Genomic DNA, 8,268 nt, shown 5'->3' on the forward strand with positions numbered 1-8,268 from the left:
ATGCCAAGCTGACAGTGCTGATCTGGGTCGCAGACAAGACGGCGCGCGCCGACACGAAGCCGGCGCGAGCTACTGAATTTGAAGGAGCACGATAAGCAATGACGAACGCGCGCAAGACGGCGAAGGAAAAGCGGACGAATGTTTCGTTCGAGTTTTTTCCGCCTAAAACGCCCGAAATGGAAGAGACGTTGTGGCGTTCCATTGCGCGGCTCGAACCGTTGCAGCCGGAATTTGTCTCGGTAACCTATGGCGCGGGCGGCTCCACGCGCGAGCGCACCCATGCGACCGTGAAGCGCATTCAGGATGAAACCTCGCTGGAGCCTGTGGCGCATCTCACCTGCGTCGGCGCGTCCCGTAGCGAAGTGGATGAGGTGATCCGCTCCTACTGGGATGCAGGCGTGCGGCGCATCGTGGCGCTGCGCGGCGACATGCCGGAGCTTGGCGCGCCTTATCGCCCCCATGCCGAGGGCTATCAGTCAACGCCGGAACTGATCGAAGGCATCCGCAAGATCGCCGACTTCGAGGTGATTGTTTCGGCCTATCCGGAAAAACACCCAGAGTCGGCGTCGCTCGAAACTGATATCGAATTGCTGAAGCGCAAGGTCGATGCTGGCGCCACGCGCGCGGTGACGCAGTTCGTGTTCGATACGGAGCAGCATGTGCGCTTTCTTGAAAAGGTGCGCAAGGCCGGTATCACCATTCCCATCGTGCCGGGCATCATGCCGACCACGAATTTCAAGGGTACGAAGCGCATGGCAGAACGCTGTGGCGCCACGATACCGAGCTGGCTTGAGGAATATTACATCGGACTTGATGACGATCTCGGCACGCGCAAGCTGATCTCGGCCTATGTGGCCGCAGAGCAGGTGAACCGCCTGCGCGGCTACGGCTTTGAGCGCTTTCATTTCTATACGCTGAACCAGGCTGATCTCACCTTTGCGATCTGTCATGTGCTTGGCCTGCGTCCGCAGGTTACAACCGCCGCACCGGAAGCGGCTCAGGCGTCGTAACTGATTTCCCTGTTGGAGGATTAGACATGTCCCACCCCAAGACGCGCGAAGAACGCATCGCCCATCTCTACAAGGAGGTGAAGGAACGTGTGCTCATCCTCGATGGTGCAATGGGAACCATGATCCAGCGCTTCAAGCTGAAGGAAGAGGATTACCGCGGCGAGCGCTTGAAGGATCACGGCAAGGATGTGAAGGGCAACAACGAGCTGATCTCGCTCACCCGGCCCGACATTCTGCGCGACATTCATCTGCAATATTACCGCGCGGGCGCCGATATTGCCGAAACCAACACGTTCGGCGCCACGCGCATCGCGCAGGCAGATTACGAGATGGAAGATCTCGCCTATGAAATGAATGTGGCGAGCGCGCGGATTGCGCGTGAGGCGGCGGATGTTTGCGAGAAGGAAGAGCCGGGTCGTGTCTGCTATGTGGCGGGCGTTCTTGGGCCGACGAACCGTACCGCGTCCATTTCGCCCGATGTGAATGATCCGGGCTTTCGCAATGTCGATTTCGACAAGCTGCATGCAGCCTACAAGGAAGCCGCAAAAGGGCTGATCGAAGGTGGAGTGGATATCCTCCTCGTCGAAACGATTTTCGACACGCTGAATGCGAAGGCGGCTCTCTTTGCCATTGAAGATGTCTTTGATGAGGCGGGCTTTCGTCTGCCGATCATGATTTCCGGCACAATCACCGACAAATCAGGCCGTCTTCTCTCCGGGCAGACGCCCGAGGCCTTCTGGAACTCCGTGCGCCATGTGGAGCCGTTTTCCATCGGCCTCAATTGCGCGCTCGGTGCAAAAGAGATGCGCCAGCATATCGATACGCTGTCGCGCATTGCCGATACGCATGTTTCGGCGCATCCGAATGCGGGTCTGCCGAATGAAATGGGTGAATATGACGAGAGTGCCGAACAGACGGCGGAGCTTGTCGCAGAGTTCGTGTCTTCGGGTCTCGTCAACATTCTTGGCGGCTGCTGCGGAACCACGCCGGACCATATTCGCGCGATTGCAAAGGCCGTAAAGGGCGGGAAGCCGCGCGAGATACCGCAAATCGAACGGAAACTGCGCCTCGCAGGGCTTGAACCCTTCGTCGCCCACTGACCCCATGCCGGTGGCTGATGCCGGATGACTGACTAAAGCAAGATCGGGACGAGATGACCAAAGTTACGGCTAACTTCATCAATGTCGGCGAGCGGACCAATGTGACCGGCTCGGCGCGCTTCAAGAAACTGATCCTGGAGGGTCGGTTCAATGAGGCGCTCGACGTAGCGCGCCAGCAGGTCGAGAATGGCGCCCAGATCATCGACATCAACATGGATGAGGGGATGCTCGATTCCGAGGCTGCGATGATCCGCTTCCTCAATCTGATCGCATCCGAGCCGGATATATCGCGCGTCCCCATCATGATCGACTCCTCGAAATGGAATGTCATCGAGGCGGGACTGAAATGCGTTCAAGGCAAGGCGATCGTGAATTCGATCAGCCTGAAGGAAGGCGAGGAGGCTTTCCGGGAACATGCGCGCAAGATCCGCCGCTATGGCGCGGCGGCTGTCGTCATGGCGTTTGACGAGGTGGGGCAGGCCGACACCGCAAACCGCAAATTTGAAATCTGCGAGCGTGCCTACCGGATTCTGACCGAAGAGGTCGGCTTCCCGCCCGAAGATATCATCTTCGATCCGAATATCTTTGCCGTCGCCACAGGCATCGAAGAACACAACAACTATGCGGTGGAGTTCATCGAGGCCTGTTCGCGTATCAAGCAGAATCTCCCCTATGCGCATATTTCCGGCGGCGTTTCGAATATCTCGTTCTCCTTCCGGGGCAATGAGCCGGTGCGCGAGGCCATGCATTCCGTTTTCCTCTATCACGCCATCAAGGCGGGGATGGATATGGGCATCGTCAATGCAGGTCAGCTTGCCATTTATGATGATATCGAACCTGAACTGCGCGAGCGCGTTGAGGATGTGATCCTTAACCGTCGCCCGGATGCGACCGAACGGCTTCTGGAAATTGCCGAGCGTTACAAGGGCGAAGGCGGCAAGAAGCGCGAGGAAGATCTCTCTTGGCGGGAAAAGCCGGTGCGGGAACGCATCACCTATTCGCTTGTGAAAGGCATCAATGCTTTCATCGAGCAGGATGTGGAAGAGGCGCGCCATCTCTTTGAGCGCCCGCTGCACGTCATCGAAGGGCCGTTGATGGACGGCATGAATGTGGTGGGTGATCTCTTCGGCGCGGGCAAGATGTTCCTGCCGCAGGTGGTGAAAAGCGCTCGCGTGATGAAACAGGCCGTGGCCTATCTCATGCCTTTTATGGAGAAGGAAAAGGAAGAGCTTGGCATCACCGGCGATGATGCTGCCGCACGCATTCTCATGGCGACGGTGAAGGGAGATGTTCACGACATCGGCAAGAACATTGTCGGCGTCGTGCTCCAGTGCAACAATTTCGAGGTGATTGACCTTGGTGTGATGCAGCCTGCCGAGAAGATTCTCGAGGAAGCGCGCAAGCACAATGTCGATATGATCGGGCTGTCGGGCCTCATCACGCCGTCGCTGGACGAGATGTGTCATGTCGCTTCCGAAATGGAGCGTCAGGGCTTCAATATTCCGCTTCTGATCGGCGGCGCGACGACGAGCCAGATCCATACGGCGGTGAAAATCCATCCGAACTACAATGCCGGACAGACGGTTTATGTAACGGATGCGAGCCGCGCGGTGGGTGTGGCTTCAAACCTCATCTCGGAGAAGAAGGACGAGTATATCGCTGATATTCGGCAGCAATATCAGTCACTCGCAGAACGGCATGCGGCCGGTCAGGAGAAGAAGGAAAGGCAGACACTCGAAGCAGCGCGCGCCAATCGCTTCAAGATCGACTGGGATGGCTATCGCCCCGTGAAGCCGAGCTTTCTTGGCACGAAGGTTTTTGAGGATTATCCGCTCGACAAGCTCGTTCCCTATATCGACTGGACGCCCTTCTTCCAGACATGGGAACTGCATGGGCGGTATCCGCAGATTTTGGAGGATGCTCAGGTGGGCGAGGCTGCGCGGTCACTCTTTGCCGATGCGCAGGAGATGCTCAAGCAGATTGTGGAAGAGAAGTGGTTGCAGGCCCGTGCCGTAATCGGTTTCTGGCCGGCGAATGAAATCGGCACGGATGATATCGAGCTTTATGTGGATGATGAGCGCAAGGAAACGCTCGCCATATTCCATTCGTTGCGTCAGCAGATGAAGCGCAGTTCCGACCGCGCCAATTTTGCTCTGTCCGATTTCGTGGCACCGAAGGAGAGCAACATCGCGGATTATGTCGGCGGTTTCTCCGTTACCGCAGGCTTTGGTGAAGATGAGGTCGCTCGCCGCTTCCGCGAGAAGCATGACGATTACCGTGCCATTCTCTCGCAGGCACTGGCTGACCGTCTCGCGGAGGCCTTTGCGGAGCATATGCATGAGCGTGTGCGCCGCGAGTTCTGGGGCTATGCGCCGGATGAGAAGCTAACCAATCAGGATCTGATCGACGAGAAATATCAGGGCATCCGCCCGGCACCCGGTTATCCGGCACAGCCGGACCACACGGAAAAGGCGACGCTCTTCCGCCTGCTCGACACGGAAGCGAGGATCGGCCTCAAGCTCACCGAAAGCTATGCCATGTGGCCGGGTGCTGCGGTGAGCGGGCTTTATTTCAGCCATCCGCAGTCGGAATATTTCGGCGTTGGCAAGATCGAGCGCGACCAGGTGGTGGATTATGCGCGGCGCAAGGGGATGGAGCTTTCCGTGATGGAACGCTGGCTCGCGCCGATTCTCAACTACACGCCGGGTAAAGCATCTGAAGAGGCGGCCTGAAGGCAATGCGGTGAGGGCGCGAGTTGTACAAGCGGTTCGCAATCCCGCCACCTTCAAAATATGAAAGGGCGCGTCCTTGTGGATGCGCCCTTTTTGAATTGATGAAGCGGTCTTGAACCGACTGGGGGATCAGAAGATTCCGAAGAGGACCGCACCTACGAACAGAAACGCAAGCCCGGTCGCCAGATATCCAACCTTGTTCGCAAGCATTTCAACCTCCACTCGCGGGTGGTTAAAAATTCTTCACCCTATCGACGCTGCTTCGCAAGCAGATTCGACGGCGAGTGGATGTGCAAAGCTGTCGCATGTGACGATCGCGGGCCAAGTGACTGAAAGGGCGTGATGAATCCCGTGTGGATAAATCTCGCTTCTTGTCACGCTGGCAAGACACCTGAGGCGTACCGCAAGCCGACGACGCGTCTCGTGTGCATTTCACGTTTCCCGGCCGAGATTAGTCGCGGAATCGGATGACCGGCTTGCCGATGCTTTCGCGGTCGAGCAGACGCTGCAGCACGACAGGCGCTTCTGCCAGCGGATAGCTTGCTGCGGGTTCGGGGTGAATGCGGCCTTCCGAGACCCAGTTCGTCAGCGTCTTCATCAGCGGAATATTCGCAGCCGGGTTCGCGCGGATGTGACCTCCCCAATCAACACCCACAATGGAGCAGCGTTTCAGCAAGGCGAGGTTGAGCGGAATGCGCGGAATGTCGCCCGCTGCGAAGCCGACCACGAGATGCCGTCCACCCGGCGCGAGGCAGCGCAGCGCCGTTTCGGAAAAATCGCCGCCCACGGGGTCATAGACGAGATCGACATCCTTGCGTCCTGTCAGCGGCTCAAGCTCCTTGCGCCAGTCTGGATTGGTGTAGTCGATGGCGATATCGGCACCTGCATCGAGCGCAGCCTTGCGCTTTTCTTCTGAAGAAGCCGCCGCGATGACCTTTGCGCCCATGGCCTTTGCAATGTCGATTGCCGCCATGCCGACGCCACCGCCTGCGCCCAGCACGAGCAGGGTTTCGCCTTCGCGGAGTTTCCCGCATTCCTCAAGTCCGTAAAGGGCGGTGCAGTAGGAGACGATGAAACCCGCTGCAGCTTCTGCGCTTATATTGTCGGGCACGGGAATGCAGGTGAGCGCGGGAAGCGCAATCCGGCCTGCCAGCGCGCCGCGGGGCGAGAGCGCCATGACGCGCTTGCCGAGCAGGGCTTCCGGCGCGCCTTCGCCAAGCGCCACGATTTTCCCTGCTACTTCGCTGCCCGGTATGAAGGGAAGCGGCGTCTTCACCTGATAGCGCCCCGCAACGAGCAGCGCATCCACATAGCCAAGGCCTGCCGCTTCCGTCTCGATGACAACTTCTCCCGCGCGCGGTTCGGGATCAGGCAGTTCTTCGAAGGTGAGCGTGGAAGGAGCGCCGTAATTGTGGCAGCGGATCGCTTTCATGTCTTTCTCCAGGTTTCGTTCGGCGCATGATGCGCGACGCTGCGTGGGTTGCAAGCCTCAGCTTGCGCCATAGCCGCCGCCACCTGGTGTTCTGATGATGATGGTGTCGCCGGGCGCCATCTCTGCCGTAGCGGAACCGCCGAGCGTTTCGATGGTGCCGTCAGCGCGGCGGATTTCGTTCTCGCCCAGTGCCGCATCGCCACCACCTGCAAGGCCGAAGGGCGGGACAATGCGATGCGTTGACAGGATCGAGAGGCCCATCTTCTCGCGAAAGCGGATCGCGCGGATGGCGCCATCGCCCCCCTTTCGTCGCCCTGTTCCCCCTGATCCCTTCCGTATCGAGAATTCTTCAAGCAGAACGGGAAAGCGCCATTCGAGTATTTCGGGATCGGTGAGGCGCGAATTGGTCATATGGGTCTGCACGGCGTCTGCACCGTCAAAATCGAGACCTGCGCCGGAGCCACCTGCGATGGTTTCGTAATATTGGTAGCGTTCATTGCCGAAGGTGAGATTGTTCATCGTACCCTGTGCTGCCGCCATTGCGCCGAAAGCGGCAAAGAGGGCATCCGTCACGGCCTGGCTCGTCTCGACATTTCCTCCGACAACGGCGGCGGGATATTTCGGCGCGAGCATGGAGCCTTCGGGGATGATGATGTCGATGGGCTTGAGGCAGCCCTCATTGAGAGGAATGTCGTCCTCCACCATGCAGCGAAGAACATAAAGAACGGCAGCACGCGTCACAGCGGAAGGAGCGTTGAGATTGCTTTCAAGTGCGGGGCTTGTGCCTGAGAAATCGATCCGCGCCGTGCGTGCTTCGCGGTCCACCTTCACCTCGACGCAGATTTTCGAGCCATCATCCATAGGCTGTTCAAAGCGTGCGTCCTTCAGCCGACCGATCACGCGACGGACATTCTCTTCGGCGTTGTCCTGCACATGGCGCATATAGGCTTCGACAACATCAAGGCCGAACTCTGCCATCATGCGGCGAAGCTCCTGCGCGCCTTTTTCGCAAGCGGCAATTTGCGCGCGCAGATCGGCAAGATTCTGGTCGGGGTTGCGCGAGGGATATTTCGCGCGGGTCAGAAGGTCGCGCATCTCCGCCTCACGAAAACGCCCCTGTTCGACAATGCGGAAATTGTCGATGAGCACGCCTTCTTCTTCGACATTATGCGAATGGGCGGGCATAGAGCCGGGCGAGATGCCGCCAATATCTGCGTGGTGCCCGCGCGCTGCCGTATAGAAAAGGCGCTCTGTGCCTGTTTCGTCATAGACGGGAGCGACAACTGTCACATCCGGCAGGTGGGTGCCGCCATTATAGGGCGCGTTCAGCACATAGACATCGCCGGGGCGCATGTCGGGGTTCTGGTCGATCACGGCGCGCACGCTTGCACCCATCGAGCCGAGATGAACGGGCATGTGCGGCGCATTGGAGACAAGCCCGCCATCGCGGTCGAAAATTGCGCAGGAAAAATCGAGCCGTTCCTTGATGTTGACGGAGGAAGCCGTGTTCTGAAGCGTCGCACCCATCTGCTCGGCAATCGACATGAAGCGATTGTTGAAGATCTCGAGCATCACCGGGTCCGCGCCTGTGCCAATTGAAGTCCGGGCGGGCAGGGGCGTTGTCCGTGTGAGAACGATATGGTTGAGAGGCGTCACTTCCGCCGTCCAGCCGGGTTCAACTACAATCGTCTGGTTATCCTCGATGATGAGTGCGGGTCCGTCCATGTGGTGCCCCGGTGCAAGCGAGGCGCGGCGGAAGATTGCCGTTTCGCGCCACACGCCGCCGAAACAGACATTGCGGCGATCATCCGTTTCCGGTGTGGAGGCAGGAGTGGTGTCCTGTGCTTCCGCGCTGGGGGCGTCGGCGCGGCTTGATGCGATGAGTTCCATCGCTTCAACGACAACACTCTTGTTCTCGAAACTGAAGCCGAATTGCGCCCTGTGTGCTGCCTCGAAACGGGCGATGGCGGCGAGGCGGTCGCCATCGGAAAAAT

The 8,268-nt window shown here is 58.8% G+C and carries 3 protein-coding genes and 1 pseudogene; 2 read left to right on the plus strand and 2 right to left on the minus strand.

Going from position 1 to position 8,268, the window contains the following annotated elements:
* Positions 1–98: 98 nt before the first annotated feature.
* Both metF and metH read left to right on the plus strand, forming a co-directional pair.
* Entirely contained in the window at positions 99–1,010 is a 912-nt protein-coding gene (gene metF, locus WBF74_RS01875; protein WP_424434316.1) for a methylenetetrahydrofolate reductase [NAD(P)H], read from the plus strand.
* 26 nt (positions 1,011–1,036) lie between these two features.
* A pseudogene (gene metH / locus WBF74_RS01880) lies at positions 1,037–4,842 on the plus strand (methionine synthase).
* A 451-nt stretch (positions 4,843–5,293) separates the two neighbouring features.
* Here the strand turns inward: metH and WBF74_RS01885 are convergent.
* Together WBF74_RS01885 and WBF74_RS01890 are read right to left on the minus strand one after the other, a co-directional pair.
* Positions 5,294–6,274: an NADPH:quinone oxidoreductase family protein gene (locus WBF74_RS01885; RefSeq protein ID WP_424434319.1), complete on the minus strand. Its 981-nt coding sequence runs from the start codon at positions 6,272–6,274 to the stop codon at positions 5,294–5,296.
* 57 nt (positions 6,275–6,331) lie between these two features.
* Positions 6,332–8,268, minus strand: a 1,937-nt coding sequence (locus WBF74_RS01890) for a hydantoinase B/oxoprolinase family protein (protein WP_424434322.1), incomplete at its 5' end; no start/stop codon positions are given.

It is taken from the genome of Parvibaculum sp. (assembly GCF_049672805.1).
Lineage (GTDB): Bacteria > Pseudomonadota > Alphaproteobacteria > Parvibaculales > Parvibaculaceae > Parvibaculum.